Origin of the sequence: Micromonospora sp. NPDC049523 (assembly GCF_040676775.1) — a bacterium.
Lineage (GTDB): Bacteria > Actinomycetota > Actinomycetes > Mycobacteriales > Micromonosporaceae > Micromonospora_G.
The window spans coordinates 1-22,118 of record NZ_JBFAPP010000009.1 but is presented as its reverse complement, the minus strand read 5'-3'; the positions used below and the strand labels follow the sequence as shown (position 1 = coordinate 22,118).

General features: G+C 71.6%; 23 protein-coding genes. 16 read left to right on the top strand and 7 right to left on the bottom strand.

Features of this window, described 5'->3' with window-relative positions; all coding sequences use genetic code 11:
• Positions 1-56 precede the first annotated feature (56 nt).
• Positions 57-536, top strand: coding sequence for a winged helix-turn-helix domain-containing protein (locus AB0J90_RS15750; RefSeq protein WP_363596320.1), 480 nt, complete (start codon positions 57-59; stop codon positions 534-536).
• Between the two features lie 79 nt (positions 537-615).
• Here the strand turns inward: AB0J90_RS15750 and AB0J90_RS15745 are convergent, their stop codons facing one another.
• A complete protein-coding gene (locus AB0J90_RS15745; protein ID WP_363596318.1) occupies positions 616-4,731 on the bottom strand; it encodes a S8 family serine peptidase in 4,116 nt (1,371 codons plus the stop codon).
• A gap of 325 nt (positions 4,732-5,056) precedes the next feature.
• On the opposite strand from AB0J90_RS15745, the gene AB0J90_RS15740 reads away from it, so the two are divergent.
• Complete coding sequence (locus AB0J90_RS15740) at positions 5,057-5,542, top strand: winged helix-turn-helix domain-containing protein (protein WP_363596316.1); 486 nt, start codon at positions 5,057-5,059, stop codon at positions 5,540-5,542.
• A gap of 50 nt (positions 5,543-5,592) precedes the next feature.
• Positions 5,593-6,465 carry a hypothetical protein gene (locus tag AB0J90_RS15735; RefSeq protein ID WP_363596314.1) on the top strand — a complete coding sequence of 291 codons (873 nt, stop codon included), beginning with the start codon at positions 5,593-5,595 and terminating at the stop codon, positions 6,463-6,465.
• A gap of 129 nt (positions 6,466-6,594) precedes the next feature.
• On the opposite strand, the gene AB0J90_RS15730 is transcribed toward AB0J90_RS15735, so the two are convergent.
• Positions 6,595-8,094 (bottom strand): glycerophosphodiester phosphodiesterase family protein, encoded by a 1,500-nt coding sequence (locus AB0J90_RS15730; protein WP_363596312.1) that lies wholly within the window; start codon positions 8,092-8,094, stop codon positions 6,595-6,597.
• A gap of 233 nt (positions 8,095-8,327) precedes the next feature.
• Between AB0J90_RS15730 and AB0J90_RS15725 the strand changes: the two genes are divergently transcribed.
• On the top strand, positions 8,328-9,125 hold the full coding sequence (locus AB0J90_RS15725) for an inositol monophosphatase family protein (protein WP_363596310.1): 798 nt from the start codon (positions 8,328-8,330) through the stop codon (positions 9,123-9,125).
• A 26-nt stretch (positions 9,126-9,151) separates the two neighbouring features.
• Entirely contained in the window at positions 9,152-9,715 is a 564-nt protein-coding gene (locus tag AB0J90_RS15720; RefSeq protein ID WP_363596308.1) for a GNAT family N-acetyltransferase, read from the top strand.
• Here AB0J90_RS15720 and AB0J90_RS15715 read toward each other — a convergent pair.
• Complete coding sequence (locus tag AB0J90_RS15715; protein WP_363596306.1) at positions 9,709-10,083, bottom strand: DsrE family protein; 375 nt, start codon at positions 10,081-10,083, stop codon at positions 9,709-9,711. The genes AB0J90_RS15720 and AB0J90_RS15715 overlap by 7 nt on opposite strands.
• 14 nt (positions 10,084-10,097) lie before the next feature.
• Between AB0J90_RS15715 and mtfM the strand changes: the two genes are divergently transcribed.
• Positions 10,098-10,202, top strand: a complete 105-nt coding sequence (gene mtfM, locus AB0J90_RS15710) for a small membrane protein MtfM (protein ID WP_308714086.1) — start codon at positions 10,098-10,100, stop codon at positions 10,200-10,202.
• Between the two features lie 29 nt (positions 10,203-10,231).
• Entirely contained in the window at positions 10,232-10,807 is a 576-nt protein-coding gene (locus tag AB0J90_RS15705; RefSeq protein WP_363596815.1) for an FABP family protein, read from the top strand.
• Positions 10,808-10,928: 121 nt separating this feature from the next.
• On the opposite strand, the gene AB0J90_RS15700 is transcribed toward AB0J90_RS15705, so the two are convergent.
• The gene (locus AB0J90_RS15700; protein WP_363596304.1) at positions 10,929-11,786 is read right to left on the bottom strand and encodes an aminotransferase class IV; all 858 of its coding nucleotides are present in this window, start codon (positions 11,784-11,786) and stop codon (positions 10,929-10,931) included.
• Positions 11,787-11,934: 148 nt separating this feature from the next.
• Here AB0J90_RS15700 and AB0J90_RS15695 point away from each other — a divergent pair, with 148 nt between their 5' ends.
• The 4 genes from AB0J90_RS15695 (at position 11,935) to AB0J90_RS15680 (ending at position 15,415) form a co-directional block, all read left to right on the top strand.
• Positions 11,935-12,360, top strand: coding sequence for a Fur family transcriptional regulator (locus AB0J90_RS15695; RefSeq protein WP_363596302.1), 426 nt, complete (start codon positions 11,935-11,937; stop codon positions 12,358-12,360).
• Between the two features lie 19 nt (positions 12,361-12,379).
• Positions 12,380-13,492, top strand: a complete 1,113-nt coding sequence (locus tag AB0J90_RS15690; RefSeq protein WP_363596300.1) for a folate-binding protein — start codon at positions 12,380-12,382, stop codon at positions 13,490-13,492.
• Between the two features lie 75 nt (positions 13,493-13,567).
• Positions 13,568-14,407, top strand: coding sequence for a 3-keto-5-aminohexanoate cleavage protein (locus tag AB0J90_RS15685; RefSeq protein ID WP_363596298.1), 840 nt, complete (start codon positions 13,568-13,570; stop codon positions 14,405-14,407).
• A gap of 45 nt (positions 14,408-14,452) precedes the next feature.
• A complete protein-coding gene (locus tag AB0J90_RS15680) occupies positions 14,453-15,415 on the top strand; it encodes an asparaginase (RefSeq protein ID WP_363596296.1) in 963 nt (320 codons plus the stop codon).
• A gap of 58 nt (positions 15,416-15,473) precedes the next feature.
• Here the strand turns inward: AB0J90_RS15680 and AB0J90_RS15675 are convergent, their stop codons facing one another.
• Positions 15,474-16,271, bottom strand: a complete 798-nt coding sequence (locus AB0J90_RS15675) for an alpha/beta hydrolase (RefSeq protein WP_363596294.1) — start codon at positions 16,269-16,271, stop codon at positions 15,474-15,476.
• 170 nt (positions 16,272-16,441) lie between these two features.
• On the opposite strand from AB0J90_RS15675, the gene AB0J90_RS15670 reads away from it, so the two are divergent.
• The 4 genes from AB0J90_RS15670 to AB0J90_RS15655 all read left to right on the top strand — a co-directional run bounded on the left by AB0J90_RS15670 (position 16,442) and on the right by AB0J90_RS15655 (position 19,136).
• The gene (locus AB0J90_RS15670; protein ID WP_363596292.1) at positions 16,442-17,047 is read left to right on the top strand and encodes a helix-turn-helix transcriptional regulator; all 606 of its coding nucleotides are present in this window, start codon (positions 16,442-16,444) and stop codon (positions 17,045-17,047) included.
• Positions 17,048-17,049: 2 nt separating this feature from the next.
• A complete protein-coding gene (locus AB0J90_RS15665) occupies positions 17,050-17,862 on the top strand; it encodes a hypothetical protein (RefSeq protein ID WP_363596290.1) in 813 nt (270 codons plus the stop codon).
• A 69-nt stretch (positions 17,863-17,931) separates the two neighbouring features.
• Positions 17,932-18,249 (top strand): DUF2516 family protein, encoded by a 318-nt coding sequence (locus AB0J90_RS15660; protein WP_363596288.1) that lies wholly within the window; start codon positions 17,932-17,934, stop codon positions 18,247-18,249.
• Positions 18,246-19,136, top strand: a complete 891-nt coding sequence (locus tag AB0J90_RS15655; protein ID WP_363596286.1) for an alpha/beta hydrolase — start codon at positions 18,246-18,248, stop codon at positions 19,134-19,136. Before AB0J90_RS15660 ends, AB0J90_RS15655 begins: the two co-directional genes overlap by 4 nt.
• Positions 19,137-19,173: 37 nt before the next feature.
• Here the strand turns inward: AB0J90_RS15655 and AB0J90_RS15650 are convergent, their stop codons facing one another.
• Positions 19,174-19,872, bottom strand: coding sequence for a nucleotidyltransferase domain-containing protein (locus tag AB0J90_RS15650; protein WP_363596284.1), 699 nt, complete (start codon positions 19,870-19,872; stop codon positions 19,174-19,176).
• 181 nt (positions 19,873-20,053) lie between these two features.
• Between AB0J90_RS15650 and AB0J90_RS15645 the strand changes: the two genes are divergently transcribed.
• The gene (locus tag AB0J90_RS15645) at positions 20,054-20,977 is read left to right on the top strand and encodes an SDR family oxidoreductase (protein ID WP_363596813.1); all 924 of its coding nucleotides are present in this window, start codon (positions 20,054-20,056) and stop codon (positions 20,975-20,977) included.
• Between the two features lie 94 nt (positions 20,978-21,071).
• Here AB0J90_RS15645 and AB0J90_RS15640 read toward each other — a convergent pair whose 3' ends face one another.
• Positions 21,072-22,058 carry a YafY family protein gene (locus tag AB0J90_RS15640; RefSeq protein WP_363596282.1) on the bottom strand — a complete coding sequence of 329 codons (987 nt, stop codon included), beginning with the start codon at positions 22,056-22,058 and terminating at the stop codon, positions 21,072-21,074.
• Positions 22,059-22,118 lie beyond the last annotated feature (60 nt).

Genomic DNA, 22,118 nt, shown 5'->3' with positions numbered 1-22,118 from the left:
ACTCCATCGATCAAAGGGGATTGGCTGTCCCCACGCGGCAGACGGGGAGGGTGCGGGTGTCCAACAATGAGGTTCCGCTCGTCGTGTGCGTGTCGTCGGACGTGGCGGTACGGGAGCGGGTGGTCCGCCGGCTCGACGACTTCGGCACGGTGGTGATCTGCGCGGACCTGTCGGAGCTGCGGGCGATGCTCTTTCCCGGCACGGCCACCGAGCCGGGAGTCGGGCTGGCTCCGGTCAACCTGGGAGAACTCACCGTCGACCCCGGTGGCCACCTGGTCACCTGGCGCGGTGAACCACTGTCCCTGACCCGGCTGGAGCGGGAGCTGCTGGCCCGGCTGGCCACCCCGCCGGTCGGGGTCTGGACCTACGAGCGGCTGTTCGGCTCGGTCTGGGGAGGGGCGTACCTCGGCGACACGGCGATCCTGCACTCCGCGGTGAAGCGGTTGCGGCGAAAGCTGCGCGCGGTCGAGGGCGGTCCGCAGGTGCAGACCGTACGGGGTGTGGGTTACCGACTCGCCTTCGGTCGGGTCGCCTGAGCGGAAGGTCGGGAACGACGGTGGCCGCCGTACTCCAGTGGAGTGCGGCGGCCACCATCGTGCGTGGGTCCAGGGTGGATCAGAAGCCCTGGTTGCCCTTCGGCTGCACGGTCAACGTGACGCCGAGCGTCGGCACGGCGTACGGGGTGTCCGCCCGCAGCGCCAGCTGAGCCAGGTAACCACCGGGCTGCGCAATGCCGTGCGCGCCGTTGGCGACGATCTTCAGAGTGATCGCCTTCGACGCGCCGGGTGCCAGGGTGAACCGGTTCGGCGAGGCGGTCAGCCACGCCACGTCCGTGCTCTCGTCGCAGAGCCCGAGTCCGGTCATCCGCTCCGACTCCGGACCAGCGAGCGGTGCGAACGCCGCTCCACCGATCTTGAAGCCGCCACACGCCCCGGCACCGCGTACCCGGGGGACCAGCGTGTTCGGCAGGTCCTGCCAGGCGTTTGTCGCCGGGTCGTAGCCGATGGTGCGGTTGGTGAGCGTCTGACCCTCGTCGATCACACCACCGGCCAGCACCAGCCGGCCGCCGGCCACCGAGTACTGCGAGCCCCAGAGGTCGACCGGCATGTCGGCGATCGGGGACCAGCGGTCGGTGTCCGGCGCGTACGCGTACCCGTCGGTGTAACCCGACTCGTGGCTGAAGCCGCCGGAGCAGTAGACCCGTACGCCGATCGCGCCGCAGGACTGCCAGGCGACCTCGTGCGGGTAGGCGGCCTTCACCCGGAACGTGTTGGCCGCCGGGTCGAACGCCACCACGTCCGTGCTGGCGTTGCAGAGGAAGTCCAGGCAGCCGGCGACCAGGTAGACCTGGCCCTCGACGACGGACGCGGTGCCCGCCGCCCGCGCCGCCGGGTTGCTGACACCGGGCAGGGTCTGCCAGGCGCCGGTGGCCGGGTCGAAGACGTCGACGGCTGCCTCGGTCCCGCCGTCCGGGGTCCAGCCGCCGAAGACGTACAGCTTGCCGTTCACCGCCGCCGCGGCCGGCTTGTACCGGCTGTGCGGCATGTCGGGCAGGTTCTGCCAGGCATCGGTGGCCGGGTCGTAGACGTACGCTTCCCGCTTCTCCTCCCGGTCCGTCGTGCCGCCGCCGACCGAGTAGACCTTGCCGTCGAGCAGGGCCGCCGCGTTGTCGTAGACCGGTGCCGGCAGGTCCGCGATCCGGCTCCACGAGTCGTCCAGCGGCGTCACCGCACCGGTACGGGCGGCCGGCTTCCCGGAGTCGGCGAGCATGCCGGCGCTGACCTTCGGCACCCGGTACTCGGTGCGCGGGGCACCCTTACCGGCGGCGAGCGCGGTGTAACCGCCGTCGCGTTCCAGCACCTCGACCGTGGTCGGGGCGCTGCCGGTGTTGGTGACCGTGACCTCGGTGTTGCGGCTGCTGCCGTACGGCTGGGTTGGTTTGATCTCGGTGCTGCCGAGCGCCAGCCGGCCGACCTTCAGGTCGAAGTCGACCCGGCGCGCGCCACCGTCCGAGATCGTGCTGCTCCTGCTCCGGTTCTGGTACGGCGCCAGGCCCGCGACGAACGGGTGCTTGCCGTCGACCAGGGTGGAGAAGAACGAGTAGAAGCCGTCCCCGACGTTGCGGTCCTCGGGGGTGGCCACCGAGACGCTCCGCTCGGCCGGCCGGTCCGGGCTGCTGACCGCGACCCCGTTCAGCCCGGCGCCGGTGTTCGCGTCGGTGGTGAAACCGGCGACCATGCCACCCGGAACCGGGGTGCAGGTACGGTCGACGACCTGGACGTCGTCGACCTGCCACCACCACGAGTACCCGCCCCGGTAGCGGAACCGGATCTGCGCGTTCGCCTGGTTGGCGAGGGTCGGCAGGGGCACCTCCTCGGCCGCCGGGCCGCGCCGGGAGACCTGCTGCATCGCGACGCCGACCCAGTCGACACCGCCGTTGGTGGAGACGTCGATGCTGGCCGCGTCGCCGTTGCCGCCGATGTACAGGTCGCTTGCGAAGCGGAGCACCGGTGCGTCGACCGTGCTGAGGTCGATGACCGGGCTGACCAGGTCGGTGTCCTGCGCCTGGCCCAGACCGTAGTGGTCGCTGTCGGCGATGGCGAAGCCGCCGCTGCCGCCGGTCAGGTTCTCCCGGTTGCCCGGGTTGTCGAACGCCCAGCCGCTGTCGGCCCGGTTGACCACCGACCAGCCGGCCGGGCTGCCGGGACCGGCGAAGCTCTCCGAGAGCAGGGTCCGGCCGGTGCCGGCGGTGTAACCGTCGAGCTGGCAGGCGACCGCCGCCGGCACGGCGATGTTCGCCGTCTTGGCCCGGTTGGCCACGGTGATCTCGGTGCTGACGCTGCGGTAACCGGCGCTCACCGCGGTCGTGGTCAGCCGGTAGGTGCCGCCGGCCGGCAGGGTGAACGAGTAGCGGCCGCTGGTCGGGTCGGTGAAGACCGGCCCACCGGGGCGGCCGGCGACCTCGATCCGGGAGTAGAGCGGCCAGCCCTGGCCGGAGCCGTCACTGACCTTTCCGGAGAGGGTCACCAGCGGGAGCGCGGCCAGCGCGAAGTCCAGGGTGACCGGGGTGCCGGTGGCGATCACCGTCGCGGTCTGGCCGGTGAAGCCGTACGCCTCCACACTGGCCGCGTACGTGCCGTCGACCACCGGCAGGGTGTAGTGGCCGAACTGGTCGGTGCGGGCGGTACGGCCATTCACGGCGACCGTGGCGTTGGCGATCGGTTCGCGGCTGCCGAGTGCGGCCACCGTGCCGCTGATCTTGGTGACCGGTCCACGTGGGGCGGCACTCACCGCCCGGTAGACGTCGAGCCGACCCTCGCCGAAGTTGTTGTTGTCGTCGACCGTGCCACCGCAGCCGAGCGACTCGACGTCGATAGCGGTGTCGTCGAGCAGCTTCTCCGTGGCGGCGATGTCACCGCGCAGCAGCGGTGCCGCCGACCAGACCAGCGCGACCGCGCCGGAGAGGTGCGGGGCGGCCATCGAGGTGCCGCTGCTGATGCCGTACTGGTTGCCGGGGATGCTGGAGATGATGTCGACGCCGGGCGCCGAGACGTTCGGCTTCGGCTGGCCGTCTACCAGGGACGATCCCCGGCTGGAGAACGCGGCGATGTTGTTGTCGACGTCGTACGCGCCGACCGCGTACGCCTCCGGGTTGTCACCGGGGGAGTTGGCGGTGCCGCAGCCGTACTCGCCGCTGTTGCCGGCGGAGAAGGTGGGGAAGATGCCGGCGGCCCGCCACGCGGCGATGGTCTGCTGGTACCAGAGGTCGTTCTGGCCACCGCCCCACGAGTTGTTCACGATGTCGGGGCGCAGGTCCGGCCGGGGGTTCTCGCCGTTGAGGTCGGTCGGTGCGAGGATCCACTGGCCGGCGGCCATCAGCGACTCGCTGGAGCAGCTCGCGGTCTCGCAGCCCTTGGCCGCCATCCACTTCGCACCGGGTGCGACACCGATCTGGTTGCCGGCGCCGTCGTCGCCGACCATGGTTCCCATGGTGTGGCTGCCGTGCCCGGCGTTGTCGCAGGGTGCCTGGGTCGGGCAGACGCCCGCCGGGTCGAACCAGTTGTAGTCGTGGTCGAAGGTGCCGTCGCCGAGGTTGCCCCGGTACGAGCCGACCAGGGCCGGGTGGTCGAACTGCACGCCGCTGTCGATGTTGGCGATGACCAGGCCCTCACCCCGGTCGGCGTACTCGGACCAGACCCGGGGTGCGCCGATGTTGGTCACGCCCCAGCCGATACCGGTGACGTCCTGCGGGGCGGCCGCGCTCGACTTCGGTTCGACCAGCTTGTACGTGCGCGCCGGTTCGATCCGCTCCACCTCGGGGCGGGCGGCGATCGCGTCGACCAGGGCCTTGTTGCCCTGCACCTGCACTGCGTTCGCGATCCAGAACGACTCGTGCTTGGCCTTGCGCTTGGTCAGCTCGTCGAGCAGCCCGCGCTGCGTACGCGATGCCGTCCCGGTGAGCTGCTGGTAGACCTGGCCGGCGCGGGCGTCCGCGTCCCTCACCTTCGCCGCGTTGCCGAGCTGCGCGCGTTCACGCAGGTAGACGACAAAACTCGTGTTGCCCTTCGTGCTGAGTTCGGTCAGCACCTGCGGGCTCACCGGGGCGGCCGGACCGGCTGCCGTGGCCATCGCCGGTTGGGCCGTGATGCCGAGTACGACGGCCGAGACCATGGCGAGCGACCGCCAGAGTCTGGACCGGCTCGCCCCTCGGCGTCCCAGTCGGTGTGTCATCTCTCCTCCACCTCCGCGACGCCCCGATTGCTTCCGGGGCACCGTCCACGCCGCTCCGGGATGTCCGGCGCGGCTGGGGCGGGTGCGGGGCCTGACTGCGACGTTGGAGAGGGGTCCGCGCACCGGCCCAGGAGACATGGTCGGGGTCGTTTTGACCATGATCAAGACCAGAGGTAGGCAGTATTCGGGCAGTATTCAGCCCGAATTCAGTCATCTTGACGTCCCTGGGAGGGTGCCCATCCAATTGGGAGGGTGCCCACAGGCCGTTGACTCCGCCGACCGGAGCGCGTTGGCTGATGCGAGCCGATGCACGGGGAGGATCCGGTTGACTGAGACCGAGGTACCGCTCGTCGTATGCGTGTCCACCGACGCGGCCGTACGTGCCAGGGTACTGCGCCGACTCGACGACTTCGGCCGGGTACTCATCGTCGCCGATCTGGCGGAACTGCGGGCGACACTCTTCCCGCCGGAGGGCTCCGCGACGGACCCGCCGGCCCTGCCGTCCGCCCTGCCGGTGAGCATCGGCGAACTCTTCGTCGACCCGGCCGGCCACCTGGTCACCTGGCGCGGGGAGCCGTTGGCGCTCACCCGGCTAGAGCGCGAACTGCTCGCCCGGCTGATCGGACCGCCGCTGATGGTCTGGACCTACGAGCGGCTCTTCGACTCGGTCTGGGGCGGTGCCTACCTCGGCGACACGGCGATCCTGCACTCCGCGATCAAGCGGCTGCGCCGGAAACTGCGGGCCATCGAGGGCGGTCCGCAGGTGCAGACCGTACGCGGAGTCGGCTACCGGCTGCTGCCCGTACTCTGACCGCTGGCCGGCCGTACTTTGACCTGCGCTGACATGTCACGATGGCGGGCGTGAGTACAGACGCGGCGGTGTACCCGCCGCCGACCAGCCCACCGGAGCCGGGGCCGGCGTCCCCCCGATCACGGCGGCGCTGGCTGCTCGTCGGGGTGGCCGCCTGGGCGGTTCTGCTGCTCCTGGTCGCCTATGTCTCGATCCGCGGCGACGCCCCCACCGTCCGGGAACAGCGCGACGTTGCCGCCGCCATGCCGGTGCTCCGCCGGGCCATGGGCCAACTCCTGGCCGGTGCGGGGTCCGATCCGGTGGTAGAGATCAGCGGTCCGGCCATGGAACGGGGCTGCCGGATCACGCCGCTGCGCGACGGCGGCGAGCTGATCGGCACCATCACCCTGCGGACCGCCGAAGCCGAAGCCCCGGCCCTGCTGGATCGGGTGGCCGAGCACCTGCCCACCGAATACCGGGCGCGGGTACGGCACAACCCGACGGTCGGCACCCACACGCTGCGAGCCGACGCGGGCGAGTTCGTCGCCATCTACGGCGACGTCACCGACCCCGGCGTTGTCGAACTCTCCACGGAGAGCGGCTGCCGACCCGTACCCGCCAATTTCGACTTCGTCGAAAACCTGATGGGTCTGCCCATCGACGCCGAGCCCGGCCGGCTGCTGGCCGCCCTCGGCCTGGCCGCCTCCGGTCCACCGCAGCGCCTCGGCAATGCCCCCTGCCCCACCGGCGAGATCGTCTACACCGCCAGCGCCTCCGCCCCCGACGCCCCGCCCCCCGCCGCCCTACGAGCACTGACCGCGCAGGGCGCCACCGTCGTCACCGACGACCCCGCCCTATACGCCTACCGCACCCCCACCCGAAGCGTGGTCATCACCCTCACCCCCACCCAAACCAAGATCCAAACCACCACCCCCTGCCCCTAACCTCGACCCCGGTACATCGGCGTTGATCATGAAGTTAGCGCGGGATGTGCGCGCTCCCAGGCGCGCTAACTTCATGATCAACGGCCGTCGGCGGGTGGGGGTCAGGGGGTGGGGGTCAGGGGGTGGGGGTCAGGGGGTGGGGGTTAGTTGGAAGTAGTCGATGTTGAAGTTCTGGTAGGCGGTGGGGTCCATGGTGATGACGAACTCGTGGGTGCCGCGGGTGAGGTAGCGGGTGCCGGGGATCTGCTGGAGGGTGAAGGCGTCGTGTGAGGTGGTGGTCACCACGTCCACCGGGGCGGTGGTGTCCTTGCCGTCGAAGGTCAGGGTGAACCGGCCGGCCGGGCTGTACGGGGTGGAGACCCGCGCGCCGACCTGGTAGCGCCCCGATCGGGGCACCTCGACCGTGTACCTGACCCACTCGCCGCCCCGGATCCAGCACATGACGGCGGCGCCGGCCTGGTCGCAGATGTCCACGCCCTCGTACTTGCGGGCCAGGCCACCCTTGTTGTCGTCCTCCAGGTCGTGGTACCCGACGTCCTTGCCCTCGGTCGAGTAGTCCTCCGCCTGCACCCGGACCGCGCCCTCCGGCAGGGTCGGCCACTGACCGGGCTTGCCGTGCCGGTCCCGGGTGGACAACCAGTCGACGAGTTGCTCCTGGTTGTCGGTCTGGATCATGTCGGCGCCGTGCCGGTCGACCACCGCGGCCCAACCCCGATCGGCGTCGACGAGGGACGCTTCGTCGGTGTAGCCGGCGGCGAGGCCGTACCACATGGTGTTGACCCAGATCCGCGCGTTCTTGCGGGCCTTCGCGACGGCCGCCGGCTGGATCTGCGGGTCGGTGAGCCGATCGAAGATCAACTCGTACGACGCGGGCGGGCGACCGGTGAAGGTGCCGATGCTGGCGGCGTTACCGTCGTCGACCACGTGGCTGTAGAGGATGCGCGGATCCTTGGCCAGGAACTGCTCCACCTCGGCCACCGGGGCGGAGCCCTTGAAGATGGCGTGGTCGAGCGTGCCGGTGCTGACCAGCAGGTCGTACTCCTGGTCCCGGAACGCCCAGCCCTTGTCGAGGTTGACCATCGCGCGGCCCTTCACCGCGTTCAGCGCCTCGGCCAGCGTGGGCACCTGCTCCTCGGTCAACGGCGCCTGCGCCCCGCCGAGCCCGGCCCGCAGCTTCAGCGCCCGGACCTGCGCCAACGTCAGGTTCGCGACCTCGCCGGTACCGTTCGTCGTACGGTTCACGCTGGTGTCGTGCATGAGGACCAACTGTCCGTCGGCGGTCCGCTGCACGTCGATCTCGACAACTTGGGCGCCCTTGTCGACCGCGAGCCTGATGGCGTCGATCGAGTTCTCCGGCGCGCCCCGCCAGTAACCACGGTGTGCGACCACCATCACCGGGGCATTCGGGGAGTGGTCGAGATACTGCCGTCGTACCTGCTCGATCGTCTGACGCGGTTTGTCGTGCCCGGCTGTCGTGGTCGCCGTGGCTGTCTCCGCCGATCCGGTTGCCGCTGACGAGTCCGTTGCCGCTGACGATTCCGTTGCCGTCGCCACCAGTTGGGGCACGACGCCGAGGGTGGCGCTGGTCGCCACCATGGCGACCGCCCAGGTCATCCACTTCGTACGCATGGCTCAGGGTCGCGGTACGGCCTGGCCGCTCCGTGACACGACGACAAACGATCATGGAACACTGCCCGACCGCTCTCCGGTGACCGGCCGTCCCCGCCCGGCGCCCGATCGCCCGGCGCCCGATCGCCCGGCGCCCGATCGCCCGGCAGGCCGGTCTCGGCGAGGTCACCGGCGGGGCGGGGTGGGCGTGGTTTGATCATCCGGGGACTACTGCCCGCGGAGAGGTGTCCGGGATGACCGACTACGGGGATCTGTTGCCGGTGGCGCACGAGGCCGTCGACCTGGCCCGCGACATGATGCGTACGCTGCGGCCGGGGGTGCTGACCGGCAAGGGTGACCGGGACATGGCATCCGAGGTCGACTTCGCCATCGAGCGGAAACTCCGTACCTTCCTGGCCGAACGTACGCCGCAGATCGGCTTCCTCGGCGAGGAGGAGGGGACCAGCGGGGCGGGCGACGAGCTGACCTGGTCGCTCGATCCGGTCGACGGCACGGTCAACTTCGTACACGGGTCACCGCTGTGCGCGGTTTCGCTCGGTCTCATCGAGCGGCGGCGCTCCGTACTCGGGGTGATCGACCTGCCGTTCCTCGGCAACCGATACTTCGCGGCCCTGGGGCACGGCGCCTTCGCCGACGGGGAGCGGATCCACGCCAGCCGGACGGGTGAGCTGACCGAGGCGCTGGTGGCGGTCGGGGACTTCGCGGTGGGCCAGGGTGCGGCCAGGCTGAACGAGCACCGGCTCGCGATCACCGCCGCCTTCGCCGAGCAGGCCCAACGCGTACGGATGTTCGGCTCCGCGGCCCTCGACCTGGCCTGGCTCGCGCACGGGCGGCTCGACGCCTTTGTCATGTTGAGCAACAAGCCGTGGGACACCAGCGCCGGTGTGATCATCGCGGCGGAGGCGGGCGCCCGGCTGGCCGATGTGGACGGCAGCCCGCACACCGCCGACTCCGGCGCGACCATCGGTGCCAACGAGGCACTGCTGCCGTCGGTGCTGGCACTTGTCCAACAGTCCGCGCCGGTCCGCTGAGCCGCCCGGGGCGGCACAATGAAACCATGCACATCCGTACGGCCCGGATCGACGAACTGCCCCTCCTGCAGGAGATAGAGCGAGCCGCCGGGGAGTGTTTCCGGGACGTCGGAATGGCGGAGATCGCCGAGGACGACCCGCCTAGCCTGGCCGAACTCACCGCCTACCAGCAGGGTGGCCGGGCCTGGGTCGCGGTGGATCCGGACGACCACCCGATCGCGTACGTGATCGTCGACGAGGTGGACGGGAACCTGCACGTCGAGCAGATCTCGGTGCACCCGGACAGTGCCCGGCGCGGGGTGGGGCGACGGCTACTGGAACACCTCGCCGCCGAGGCGACCGCCGACGGGATGACGGCGCTGACCCTCACCACCTTCGTCGACGTGCCGTGGAACGCGCCGTACTACAAGCGGTGCGGATTCCGGTTCCTCGACCGCGCCGAGCTGACCCCCGGACTGCGGGCGATCCGGGACCGCGAGGCCGCGCACGGACTGGACCGCTGGCCGCGTACGGCGATGCGGTGGGACCTGTCCGGGCGGGACGACCGGCCCACCGACCTGTCCGGGCGGGACGACCGGTCGGGTCAGTAGACCAGCGCCTGGGCGCCGTCGGCCATCGCCTCCTCGACGAAGGCCGCCGCCCCGGCGATCCGTACGCCCGGCAGCACGTCCGCCTCACCGATGTCGCGCCGGGCCGCGCACTGGGTGCAGACGGTGACCCGACCACTGGTCAGGATCACGTGCAGCAGCTCGGCCAGCGGGGCCGAGTGCGGCAGCTCGAACTCGGCTGCCCGGCCGGGCAGCGCGAACCAGCTCGACTCACCGGTGAGCCACAGCGACACGTCCACTCCTGCGGCGACGGCCGTGGCGGCGACGGTGAACGCCTGGGCGCACCGCTCCGGCGAGTCGGAGCCAGCCGTGGCCTTGACGACGAGAGTGCGTGCCATACCGACCAGCATAGGATGACCTTGTCATGGTTACCGAGATTGGGTTCGTCAGCCTGCTGGTGGCGGGCTTAGGCCTGCTGGCCGGTGGCCTGGTCTATCTCGCCGTACGAATCTCGAGAGGACGCTGGTGAGCGCGGAGAGCACCTCCCCGGACAATCCGATGGCACCGCCGCCGTGGCTGAACGCGCCACCGGTGGACCCGTACCCCTTCGAGGAGACGTACGACCTGCGGGTGGGTCCGGACCTGCACCCGGCGTTGCTGGGGCTGCTGCCGTACGTCGGTCTGTGGCGGGGGCGCGGGCGCGGCGGCTACCCGACGATCGAGGACTTCGACTACGCCCAGGAAATCAAGATCAGCCACGACGGGCGGCCGTTCCTGCACTACGAGTCGCGCGCCTGGCTGCTGGACGCGGACAGCCAGCCGATCCGTCCGGCCGGTCGGGAGGTCGGCTGGTGGCGGCCGGTGATGGTCGACGGGCGGGCGACCGACGAGGTCGAGGCGCTGATGAGCACCCCGACCGGGATCATGGAACTGCACGTCGGCAAGCTCAGCGGTCTCAAGCTCGAACTGGTCACCGACGCGGTGGTGCGCACGGCCACGGCCAAGGAGGTCAGCGCGGGTCACCGCCTCTTCGGCATCGTCGAGGGCGCCCTGCTCTACGCCCAGGAACTCGCCGCCGTGGGCCAGCCCCTCTCCCCCCACCTCTCCGCCCGCCTCATCCGCGTCGGCGGCTAACCCCCCCCGCCACCGCACCCTCGCCACCGCGGGGCAAGAGCGCCCATACAGAGAAGAGTGGCTATTCCGAGCCGGATAGCCACTCTTCTCTGTATTAGCGCGGGAGGGGGTGGGGTGGGGGTCAGGCGGTGGGGAAGCCCAGGAGGTCGCGGAGCGCGGGGGTATGTGCGGACGGGGGCAGCGGCATCCCGTCCAGGGTGCGGATCTCGGCCAGGCCGCGTACGGACGAGGTGAACCAGGCGCCGAGGCAGACACCCTCGCGCAGCTCCGCCGGAGTGATCATGCGTTCCTCGGCGGCGAGGCCGAGCGAGTCGGCGTGGGCGAGCAGCCAGGCGGCGGTCACGCCGGGCAGGATGCCGGTGCTGGCGGCCGGGACCGTACAGAGCGTGTCACCGGCCAGCCAGACCAGGTTGGCGCTCGGCCCCTCCAGGGCGTAGCCGTCGGTCGAGGTCCAGAGCACGTCGTCGACCCCGTTCGCCGCCGCCCAGCGGTGCGCCGCCTGGCTCGTCCCGTACGACGTCGACTTGACCCCGGCGAGCAGCCAGGGCAACCCGGCGCGGGCCCCGGCCGCCACCCCGAGCGGCAGCGTGGCGACGTCGACCCCGGCGGTCCGGGCCAGCCGCAGCGCGGGGGCGACCGGTGACAGGGTGGCGAACACGGTCGGCGGCCCGCCGCTCACCGGGCCACGGGTGCAGACCAGGCGCAGCGCGCCCTCGGTCTGTGCCGGCCAGGCCGCGCAGGCGGCCTCCAGCAGCTCGGCCAGTTCGGTGGCGTCCGGCAGCAGCAGGTCGACCGAGGCGGCGGCGCGGGCCAGCCGGGTCAGGTGCTCGTTGCGCAGCCACGCGCGACCGTCGCGTACGTGCATCGTCTCGAACAGGCCGTCGCCGTGCAGCACGCCCCGGTCGTCGGCGCGCACGATCGGCTCGTCGGCCGGCAGCACGCCCCGGCCCAGCACGGCGACTATCTGCTGCCCGGACACGACTCCAGAGCGTAGCGGTGGCCTCGGTGCCGGACCGGGCAACCGGGCCCAGCGCGCCGGATCGGGTGCGTCGCCTTCGAGGTCCGGACCGACAAGCACCTCGATGCCGGAATCGGGGGACACCAGCCGGGGGAACTACACTCGTACGGTGTCGGAATCATCGCTGGCCGAGATGTTGCGCTCCCGTGGGCTGCGCCTGACGGCGCAGCGGCAACTGATTCTCGAAGCCGTCCTCGAACTGGGCCACGCCACTCCGGAGCAGGTGCACACGGCGGTCCGGGGTATCGCCGCCGGAGTGAACATCACCACTATTTACCGCACGTTGGAATTGTTGGAGCGGCTCGGCCTGGTTACCCATACGCACCTGTCGCACGGTTCTCCGACGTACCACGCGGCCGGTGAGGACCAGCACGTCCATCTGGTGTGCCGGTCCTGCGGGGAGGTCGAGGAGATCGAGCCGGAGCTGCTTCGGCCGCTCGCCGACCAGTTGGCCGGTGAACGAGGGTTCCAGGTCGACGTAGGGCACGTGGCACTCTTCGGCGTCTGCCGGAAGTGCGGGGAGCAGCAGGACTAGTCGACGGCGGGGTGCACCAATGATCGACATCGCGGGCGCGGTGGCCATCGAGGTACTGGACGAACAGACGCCGGACCAACCGGGGCCGGAACACGTCGCGGCCGGCGTACGCGGAGTTGCCGCCCACTACGGCGACCCGATGCGCGAGCAGCGCCACCTCGCCACCGACGTGGGCCTGGTCGACCGCTCCCACCGGGGCGTGATCGCGGTGCCCGGGGTGGAACGGGCGAGCTGGCTGCACACCCTGACCAGCCAGCACCTGGCCGACCTGAGCGCCGGGCAGGGCAGCGAACTGCTGGTGCTTTCGCCACACGGGCACATCGAGCAGCACGCCATGGTCGCCGAGGACGGCGAGACCACCTGGTTGGACACCGAGCCCCGGGACACCGCCGGCCTGCTCACCTACCTGGAGAAGATGCGCTTCTTCACCCGGGTCGACCCGCGCGACGCGACCGCCGAGTGGGCGGTGCTGTCGCTGGTCGGCCCGCGCGCCACCGAGGCCGTCGGCACGCTCGGCGTCACCGGCCTGGAGGCGCCGGACGCACTGCCGGTGCCGGGTCCGAAGTTCGCCGGCGGGGCCGTGCCACCCCGACCGAGCACGAGGTACGACGTACGCCCGTTGCCGGGTGGCGGTTGGGCCCGCCGGGTGGAACTCGGGGTGGACCTGCTGGTGCCCCGGGCCGAGCTGGACCGGGTGGTCGCCGAGCTGACCGGGGCCGGGGTGCCGCTGGCCGGGCTCTGGGCGTACGAGGCGATCCGGGTCGCCGCCCGGCTGCCCCGGGTGGGCTTCGAGACCGACCACCGCACCATCCCGGCCGAGGTGGACCTGATCGGTCCCGCTGTGCACCTGGACAAGGGCTGCTACCGGGGTCAGGAGACGGTGGCCCGGGTGCACAACATGGGCCGCCCGCCGCGCCGCCTGGTGCTGCTGCACCTGGACGGGATCAGCTCCGACCAGCTTCCCGCGGTGGGCACGCCGGTGGCCGACGGCGACCGTACGGTGGGCTTCGTCGGCACCGCCGTACGTCACTTCGAGCTGGGGCCGGTAGCGCTCGCCGTACTCAAGCGGAACGTGCCCGAGGACGCGCAACTGCTGGTCGACGGGACGGCGGCGGCGATCGACCCGTCCTGAGTCGTCGGCGGCGCCGTCGCGGGCCGTACCGCGGGTGTGGCGGGGGTCGGACGGGCCGTGGTTAGGATCGCCGGCATGACAACAGGGACGTTGATCACGGTTGCCCCGACCGGGGCGGAGTCGACCAAGGCCGAGGTGCCGGCGCTGCCGGTGACCCTGGACGAGCTGGTGTTGACCGCGAAGGAGTGCGAGGCGCTCGGCGCGGCCGTGATCCACGTACACATCCGGGACAACCAGGCCCGGCCGACGCTCGACCCGGCGCGGCTGCGGGACACCGTCGCCGCGCTGCGGGAGAACACGGACCTGATCGTGCAGCTCTCCACCGGCGGCGCGGTGACCGATCCGGAGGTCGAGCGGCTGGCCGTGCTCGACGCCGGCCCGGAGATGGCGTCCTGCACCATGGGTACGGTCAACTTCGGCGACGACGTGTTCCTGAACCGGTGGGAGTTCATCGTCGAGCTGCACACCCGGATGCAGGAGCGCGGCATCGTCCCCGAGTACGAGATCTTCGACCTGGGCCAGCTCACCACCCTGCGCCGGCTGCTCGACAAGTACGGCCTGCCGGCCGGTGGACACGTGCACGTCGACTTCGTGATGGGCGTACCCGGTGGCATGCCGGGCACCACCGAGGCACTGGTGGCCTGCCGGCAGGCGCTGCGGGACCTGCCGGAGGGGAGCACGTTCTCCGCCACCGGCATCGGGCGCAGCACGATCTCCGTACTGCTCGCGTCGCTCTCCGCCGGTGGTCACCTGCGGGTGGGCATGGAGGACACCGTCACGTACGCGAAGGGCCGGCCGGTCGAGTCGAACATGCAGTTGGTGGCACGTGCCGTCGGCTTCGCGCAGCTTGCCCAGCGGCCCCCGTTGACCAGTGCGCACGCCCGTGAGCTGCTGGGACTTCCGTCCCGAAACTGAGGGCTCCTTAAGGTGGCGGTCGGGCCACTCGCTACCGTCTGCGCCATGGCACAGAGCTACACGGGCGGCGAACCGCTCGCCGAGGTGGTCCGGTCCGGTTTTGTCGAGGGTTCGCACCGGGGTTCGGTGGTGGTTCTCGACGCGGGCGGTGAGGTCGTCTTCTCGGCCGGCGACGTGCTGGCGCCGATCTTCCCGAGGTCGTCCAGCAAGCCGTTGCAGGCGATCGGGATGCTCCGTTCGGGGCTGCGGCTGGTCGACTCGGCCGACCTGGCCCTGGTCTGCGGCAGCCACTACGGCGAGGACTTCCACCTGGCCCGGGTCGGTGCTCTGCTGCGCAGCGCCGGCCTGACCGAGTCGGCCCTGCGGTGTCCGCCGGACATGCCGATCGGCGAGGCGGCGCGGGCCGCCGTGTACCGGGCCGGTGGTGGCCCGGCCAGGATCCAGATGAACTGCTCCGGCAAGCACGCCGGCATGCTGCTGACCTGCCTGGCGGCGGGCTGGTCGGTGGAGGAGTACTGGCAGCCGGGGCACCCGTTGCAGCAGCGGTTGCGGGCCGCGGTCGAGGAGTTCACCGGCGAGTCGGTGGCGGCGGTCGGGGTCGACGGTTGTGGCGCCCCGGTGCTCGCGGTCTCGCTGACCGGGATGGCCGGCGCGTTCCTGCGGCTGGTGTCGGGTGCGCCGGGCTCGGTGGAGCGGACCGTCGCGGACGCCATGCGTACGCACCCGGAGCTGGTCGCCGGCACCGGCGCCGAGGACACCCGGCTGATGAACGGTGTGCCGGGCCTGCTCTCCAAGGTGGGCGCGGAGGGCGTCGTGGTGAGCGCGGTACCCGGCGTCGGTGCGGTCGCCATCAAGATCGACGACGGTGCCGCCCGCGCCCGCCAGCCGGTGCTGGTCGCCGCCCTGCGCCGACTCGGCGTGACCGCCCCGGTCCTGGACGAGATGGCCGAACTCCCCCTGTTCGGCGGCGGCACCCCCGTCGGCACGGTCCGCGCCCTCCAACCGTAGGGAGAGGCCCCTTCCTGTCGCTCTTGTCCGGGAAGGGGCCGCTCCCGACCGGGGCGGACTAGTCGAGGAAGGCGAGGAGTGCTTCGTTGACCGGGGCGGGGCGCTCCAGCGGCAGCAGGTGCGCGGCGTCGGGTACGTCGGGCAGCCTGGTCGCCAGCGGCGCCTGCGCGGCGATCAACTCGGCCAGTACGCAGATGTCCGGTACGTCCTCGGCACCCGCGCCGACCAGCACCGGCACCGCGATCTCGGCGAGCCGTCCGATGGCGGGCGGGTCGAGTTCGCGTACGGCCACGCTGCCGAGTGCCGCCTCGGCGGCCAACGCGCGCCGATCCATCTCCCGGGCGAAGTCGAGGAACGTCGGGTCCAGATCGGCTGGTTTGCGTCCCGGCCCGACGACCCAGAACCGCACCTCGGCCTCGGCGGTGGCGTCGAGGTCCTCGTCGTCGACCTCGCCGACGAGGCTGTCCCAGAGGTCGTTGGTCTCGTCGGACCATTCGTAGCCGGACACGGCCGAGCCGAAGAGGGCGAGCGCGGCGACCCGGTCGGGATGGGCGAGTGCGGTGTCGATCGCCACCGCGCCGCCGAACGAGCAGCCGACCAGGGTGGCCCGCTCGATGCCGAGTGCCCCGAGGAACCCGACCACGTCGTCGTGGTGTGCGAAGGGGCGCTCTGGCAGGTCGGATTCGCCGTACCCGCGCAGGTCCAGGTTCAGCACCCGGTGCCGGCGGGCGAGCGCGTCCACCTGGTTGCCCCACATCCGGCGGTCGGCGATGCCGGCGTGCAGCAGGACAACCGGGGTGCCGTCACCCAGGTCGTCGTAGGCCAGCGTGGCCCCGTCCAGTTCGATCTTCGGCATCAGGCGACGTTACGCAGTTTCATGGGCTGTTTGCAACGTGATTGTCCGACCTGTGGCGGCTGTCGTACTCCGGGGTACGGACAGGGATCGAGGGTTCGGCATGAGACTTCGCTAACTGTGGCTAGCGTTTTGCTTGCAGGAGCTAGCACTCGCGAACTAACGTCGAACCCATGGCGAACCCCAAGGACCTGCCCCGCGACATCGGTGGGTTCATCCGTGACCTGCGACGCAACGCGAAAATCTCGCTGCGCCAGCTCGCCGACCAGGCCGGGGTGAGCAACCCCTACCTGAGCCAGGTCGAGCGCGGACTGCGCAAGCCGAGCGCCGAAGTGTTGCAACAACTCGCCAGCGCGCTGCGCGTGTCCACCCCGGTGATGTACCTGCGCGCCGGCCTGCTCGACGACAAGGAGGGGCACGGCGTACTCGCCTCGATCGCCGCCGACCCCGACCTGACGATGCCGCAGAAGCAGTCCCTGAGCCAGATCTACGAAACCTTCCGGCGGGAGAACGCCCGCCAGGCCGAAACCGCCCCGCCGACCGAGGCTCCCGCGCCGACAGCCGCGCCGACGGAGGCAGCCGCGCCGACGGCAGGGCCGACACCGACACCGACACCGCCGGCAGCGGGCGTGGACGGCGGCGCTGCCGTGGACGACGTACTCGAATCGGTGGCGCGGACCGAGGCGGGCACCGCACCGGCCCCGAACGTTTCCCAACCAGCCAAGCGAACCGCCCGCAAGGCGGCCCGGAAGACCGCTCCCGCGGTCGAGGAGGAGTAGTCATGACCGACCCCCGGACCAGCAACCGCATCCCCGCCCCGCTCTACGCCGTCGCCGGTGTCGGCGACCTCGCGCTGCAGCAGCTCCGCAAGCTGCCCGCGGTGGTCACCGAGCTGAGCGAGAAGGCCGCCGTCAGCACCGCCGGACTGCGCGAGCGGGCCGTCACCGGAACCGGTGAACTGCGCGAGCGCGCCGTCACCGGCACCACCGAACTGCGCGAGCGGGCGGCTGGCATGACCACCGCCGAGCTGCGCGAGACCGCCGCCACCCGCGCCGCCGAGCTGCGCGAGCGGGCGGTCACCGGCACGGCCGAGCTGCGCGAGCGGGCGACCGAGGCGCTGCGTACCGCGAACACCACCGCGGCCGGGCTGCGTGGCCGCGCGGTCGCGCCCGAGCTGGACGTCCGCCGGCTGCGTACCGCGGCGATCCGCAACGCCGCCGTGGTCGTCTCCGGCGCCTACACCGCCTCCGAGCGGGCCGCCGCCGCGTACGAGGCACTGGTGGCCCGGGGCGAACGGGTGGTCGGCACCGCCGGCACCCCGGCCACCGCCCCGCACACCGCGCCGAAGGCCGGGGACATGGACGCGCCCGAGGTGCCCGCCGAACTGACCGCCACCCCGGAGGTCCTGGCGACCAAGGAGACGGCGGCCAAGGCCGCCGCGACCAAGGCCACCCGGACCCCAGCGGCCAAGGCCCCCAAGGCGCCGGCCACCAAGGCCACCGCGGCAAAGGCGCCGGCCACCAAGAAGGCACCGGCCGCGAAGACCACCGCGACCAAGGCGACCAAGAGCACCGCGACCAGCGACGAGAAGTAGGACCGGTCGGACAGGCCCCGGGTACGGCATGTAGCCCGTACCCGGGGTTGCCGACATAAGCTTCAGGGCATGGTTACTGCCGCGCCGATCTTCTACGCCGACGTACGGACCGTCATCGAGTTGGTGCTCCTCGTCTTCGCTCTCATCATCGAGGGAGTGGCGCTGGTGCACGCCATCACCCAGCGATCGGACGCCTTCCCGGCGATCGGCACCCTGCCCAAGGGCGGCTGGATCGCCATCCTGGCGGTCTGCATGGTGCTCACGCTGCTACTCGGCTCCGGCGTACTGAGCATCTTCGGCCTGATCGGCATCGCCGCCGGCCTGATCTACCTGCTGGACGTCCGGCCCGGACTGCGTGACCTGACCGACGGCAAGGGCTTCTGGTGAGAGATTTCCGTTGGCCTCCGCCGCCGGACGGCGGGCCTCGGACGTACGGACCCGGTCCCAGCGCACCCCGGACCGGGCGACCCGCGCTGCCCGAACCGGAGACGGAACTGGTCACCACCCCGCACGGCGTACGGCTGGAGCGGCTGGTCACCGGCGCGGGTGACCCGGTGACGGTGTTCGCGCACGGCCTGGGCGGCGGCATCGCCGTCACCCGACCGCTGGGCAGTGCGGTCAACGGCCGCCGGGTCTTCTTCCAGTTCCGGGGACACGGCCGGTCGGAGGCGCCGGACGGCCCCTGGACCTACCTGGACCTGGCCCGCGACCTGCGGGCCGTCGCCGACCTGAGCCGGGCCACCCGGGCGGTCGGTGTCAGCCTCGGCGCCGGTGCGCTCACCCGACTGCTGCTGGAAAGCCCGGAACGGTTCGACCGGGCGGTCTTCTTCCTGCCCGCGGTCCTGGACGAACCCCGGCCAGCGGCCGCCCGCGAGCGGTTGACCATGCTGCTCGAAGCGGTACGCAGCGGCGACCCCGCGACGGTGGCGGAGGCGGCGTCGGCGGAACTGCCGGCGGCGGTACGCAACACCCCGGCCGGTTGGGCGTACCTGCGTCAGCGGATCGACCAGTTGATGCGGGACGGGTTGGCGGAGGGCTTGGCGAGCCTGCCGGACCAGGTGCCCGTACGCGACGCCTCGGCCCTCGCCGCCGTCACCGGCCGCGCCCTGGTGATCGGCTGTGCCGGTGACGAACTGCACCCGGTGGCGGTCGCGGAACAACTCGCCGCCGCGCTGCCGAACGCCACCCTGCACGTGTACGACCGCCCCGGTGTGCTCTGGACGCACCGCGCCGACCTGCGTGGACGTGTCTCCGAGTTCCTGAACAGGTCGTAATACCGGCGGCGGGCGCGCACCCGCGACGTCAAGACGGTCAGCCGGTGGAGCGGCTGTAGTTGGCCGCCCGTACGTCGAGCAGCCAGCGTTCCACCGTCTCCTCGTCCGGCCGCTCCGGCAGCGGCGTACGGATGGTGTCGAAGTCCCGTTCGGCCTCGGCCAGCAGGGCCCGCGCCCGGTCGATCCGGCCGGCGGCGACCTGCTCGCCGAAGTCCACGAAGGATCGCGGGTCGTCGAGGCGGATCGGCAGGTGGCCGGTCGCGTAGAGCAGCCGCCCCTGGTGCAGGAGCCGGGCCAGGTGTCGGGCGTGTTTGGCGGTGCGTCGCCGGGTGTCGGCCGAGAACGAGCCGTCGCCGCGCGCTTCGAGTTTGCGGAACTGCTGTCCGGCGTAGCCGAGGTAGGCGGACCGGACCCGTTCGGCGGCCAGGAACGCCGAGCGGATCCCGATCAGCCGGTCACCGAGGTCGGTCCGGGTTTCGTAGAGGTCGTCGGGCAGCCAGACGAGTTCGGTCGCGGTGGGGTTGCCGCCGAGCGCGAGCCGGCACCACTTGCCGGCCTCGTGCAGCGTGCGGTCCGGTGCCGTGGTCACGATCGACTCCCTGGGTGGGTGCAGCCCGTGGAAGGCGACCGTGGGTGCGGCGAACAGGCCGAGCCGGTCCACGTCGGACCCGGCGCCGGCCAGGCCGTACGCGGTCGAGCCGACGATGCCGGCGAGCAGCAGGCGCATGCCGGACATGATCGCGTACGGGACCGGGCGGGTGTACGGAGTTGTTTGCAAATCCGGCCATCGGCTGTCAGGTATTGCTGGTTACCTCGTCGCTATGACCGAATCGAACCAACTCGGCACGGCCGAATCGAACCAACTCGGTATGGCCGAATCGAACCAACTCGGCACGGCCGAATCGAACCAACTCGGTATGGCCGAATCGAACAAACCACTCAGCGGGAAGATCGCGCTGGTCGCCGGTGCCACCAGGGGCGCGGGTCGGCAGATCGCGGTGCAACTCGGCGCGGCCGGTGCCACCGTCTACGCGACCGGTCGCAGCACCCGCGGCCGACGGTCGGAAATAGACCGGCCCGAGACCATCGAGGAGACCGCCGAACTCGTCACCCGGGCGGGTGGCGTCGGTATCGGGGTGCCGGTCGACCATCTGGAGCCGGAGCGGGTGCAGGCCCTGGTGGAACGGATCGACCGGGAGCAGGGCCGGCTGGACGTGCTGGTCAACGACATCTGGGGGGCCGATTCGATGATCGGCTGGGACCAGTCGGTCTGGCAGCACTCGCTGACCGACGGGTTGCGTACGCTCCGGCTGGCGATCGACACCCACCTGATCACCAGCCACTACGCGCTGCCGCTGCTGATCAGGTCGCCGGGCGGGCTGGTGGTGGAGATGGGCGACGGCACCCGCGAGTACAACGACAGCACGTACCGCCTCAACGCGTTCTACGACCTGGCCAAGGTCGCGGTCACCCGACTGGCCTTCAGCCAGGCCCACGAACTGCGGGAGTACGGCGGCACCGCGGTCGCGCTCACGCCGGGCTGGCTGCGCTCGGAGACGATGCTCGACCTGTTCGGCGTCACCGAGGAGAACTGGCGGGACGCGACCGACAAGCAGCCGCACTTTGTCATCTCGGAGTCACCGGCGTACGTCGGCCGGGCCGTCGCGGCGCTGGCCGCCGACCCGGACCGGGCCCGCTGGTCCGGCCAGTCGGTGTCCAGCGGCCAACTCGCCCGGGTGTACGGCTTCACCGACCTGGACGGCAGCCAGCCCGACGCCTGGCGTTACATAGTCGAGGTGCAGGACCTCGACCGGCCCGCCGACGCCACCGGCTACCGCTGACCGGTGGCAGTGGCAGTGGCCGGACCGGCCGTCCTGCCGCCGCTCGCTGCCGGACCGCCCGTCCTGCCGCCGCTCGCTGCCGGACCGGCCCCGGCTACCGCTCTGGTCGTTGTGGCGGCGACCGGTAGAGCGTGCTGAGTCGGGCCGCGGCCTCGGCGAGCCGGGTGCGCAGTGCCGGCGGGTCGAGCACCTCCACCTCCGGACCGAACCGGAGCAGCATCGGATAGGCGATGTCGAGCGACTCGACGGGCAGGCGGGTCACCACCCAGCCCTGCTCGTCGGGTTCGCCCGCGGCGGCGAGCGCCTCCTGCGCGGCCGGGGGCTCGACCACGTACCGCAGGGAGCGCAGTCCGGCGGGGCTCAGCCGTACGCTGATCCGGTCCGGGAACATGGCCCGGACGAAATCGCTCACCCCGGCCGACCAGAACCCGGCCAGGTCGAAGCTTTCGTCCCGGTCGAAGCCGGCGGTGGTGACCTCGACCCCGGTGACCCGGTCCACCCGGTACGTGCGGTGGTCGTCGCCGACCCGCCCGACCAGGTACCAGACCCCGCCCTTGAGCACCAGGCCGTACGGCTGCACGGTGCGGGTCACCTCGCGGTCGCGGCGGTAACGCAGCTCGATCACCCGGTCCTGCCACACCGCTTCGGCGAGGTCGCTGAGCAGCGGCGGCGGGTCGGCGGTCCCGAACCAGCCGGGTACGTCCAGATGAAAGCGCTGCCCCGTACGCCGCGCGGCGTCCCGCAGTGGCGGGGGGAGCGCGGCCAGCACCTTCAGCCGGGCGGCGGCCACCGGCTCGGCCAACCCCATCTCGTCGACCGGTCCGGGCAGCCCGGATAGGAACAGCGCCTCGGCCTCGGCGCGACTCAGCCCGGTGAGCCGGGTCCGGTAGCCGCCGACGAGCCGGTAACCGCCGGCCCGCCCCCGGTCCGCGTACACCGGCACCCCCGCCGCCCCCAACGCCAGCACGTCCCGGTAAACCGTCCGCTCCGAAACCTCCAACTCCTCGGCCAGCTCGGCCGCCGTCATCGCCCCCCGCCCCTGAAGCAACAACACCAACGAGATCAACCGAGCCGCCCGCATCCCCCCATCCTCCCGCCCACCCCCACCCCACCCACCCACCCCACCCACCCACCCCACCCA